1 protein-coding gene is annotated in these 2099 nt (G+C 52.5%); it reads left to right on the top strand.

From position 1 onward, the window contains the following. The coding region (locus A7D14_RS20120) for a beta strand repeat-containing protein (RefSeq protein ID WP_218058546.1) at positions 1 to 2099 on the top strand (2099 nt) is incomplete at both ends.

The following is a 2099-nucleotide window of genomic DNA, read 5'->3' as shown; positions in this document are numbered from 1 at the left end:
GTCAACCTGATCAGTGGTGATGCCAACAACAACATAACCGCGGGATCCGATGGTGCGCTGTACCTTAATGTGGCCTCCGTATCGATAGCCGAGACCAACACCGCCTTGTCCTTCAACAGTTCGACAAGTGAATTGACCTATACCAACGAGTTGGGGAACAATCCGGCGGTTGATATTTCAAGTCTTGACGACAGTGCGGGTGTAGCGGCCAATGCAAGCGACATCGCGACAAATGCTTCAAACATTGCAACGAACGCTACGGATATTGCAACCAACACATCCGACATCGCAACGAACACATCCGACATTGCCACCAATACAACTGACATTGCTACCAACACGACCAATATCGCAACCAATACAAGTGATATTGCGACAAATGCCACGGACATCGCGAACCATATCGCCGCCGATGGCGACACGGACGCCGGGAACGAGTACAACACCTCTTTGGGCCTCAATGGCACTGTACTGGAACTTGTTGACGGTGGAGGAACGTTGAGCGATGACCTGGATGCGGTCTTCGCCACCGACGCGGAACTTTTGGCGGCCAGTGACGACGACATCACGGGTGCTTCGCTGGATGCACCGAGCAACGTACTGACCATAAGCGAGGGCACCACGGACGTTACCGTTGACCTGAGCGACCTTGACGACAGTGCCGGGGTTGCGGCCAATGCAAGCGACATCGCGACAAATGCTTCAGACATTGCTGCGAATACTGCTGATATTACCACGAACACAAGCGACATCGCTACTAACACGACCAATATAGCTGACAACACAGCTGATATTGCTGCGAACACGGCTGATATAGCGACAAACACAAGTGGCATCGCCACCAACGCAAGCGACATCGCAACGAACACATCCGATATTGCGACCAATACAAGTGACATTGCCATTAATACGGCCGGCATCGCGACAAATGCTTCTGACATTGCAACGAACGCTACGGATATTGCAACCAACACATCCAATATCGCCACCAACACTTCGGATATTGCGACCAATACAAGCGACATCGCCACCAATACGGCAGATATAGCCACGAACGCAAGTGACATCGCAACGAACACAGCTGATATTGTGACCAACGCATCCAATATCGCAACCAATACAAGTGATATAGCCACTAACACAAGCGACATCGCATCGAACACAACTGACATTGCAACCAATGCCACGGACATCGCGAACCACATCGCCGCCGATGGCGACACGGACGCCGGGAACGAGTACAACACGGGAAGCGGTATCACAGGAGGTAACCTGGAGATCACGGACGGTGGCGGCACCGAGTCGGTCAACCTGATCAGTGGTGATGCCAACAACAATATAACCGCAGGTTCCGATGGAGCACTGTACCTTAATGTGGCCTCCGTATCGATAGCCGAGACCAACACGGCCTTGTCCTTCAACAGTTCCACCGGCGAATTGACCTATACCAACGAGTTGGGGAACAATCCGGCGGTTGATATTTCAAGTCTTGACGACAGTGCGGGTGTAGCGGCCAACGCGAGCGACATCGCGACAAATGCTTCAAACATTGCAACGAACGCTACGGATATTGCAACCAACACTTCGGATATTGCAACCAACACATCCGACATCGCTACTAACACGACCAATATCGCAATCAATACAACTGATATTGCGACCAATACAAGTTACATTGCCACCAACGCAAGCGACATCGCAACGAATACATCCGACATTGCCACCAATACAACTGACATTGCTACCAACACGACCAATATCGCAACCAATACAAGTGATATTGCGACAAATGCCACGGACATCGCGAACCATATCGCCGCCGATGGCGACACGGACGCCGGGAACGAGTACAACACCTCTTTGGGCCTCAATGGTACTGTGCTGGAACTTGTCGACGGGGGCGGAACGTTGAGCGATGACCTAGATGCTGTCTTTGCCACCGACGCGGAACTTTTGGCGGCCACTGACGACGACATCACGGGCGCTTCACTGGATGCACCGAGCAACGTATTGACCATAAGCGAGGGCACCACGGACGTTACCGTTGACCTGAGCGACCTTGACGACAGTGCCGGGGTTGCGGCCAATGCAAGCGACAT

Source organism: Allomuricauda sp. CP2A, from assembly GCF_001683915.1.
Taxonomy (GTDB): Bacteria; Bacteroidota; Bacteroidia; order Flavobacteriales; family Flavobacteriaceae; genus Flagellimonas.
Note: the sequence above shows the minus strand (reverse complement) of the source record. Positions and strands in the feature narration are given on the sequence as shown.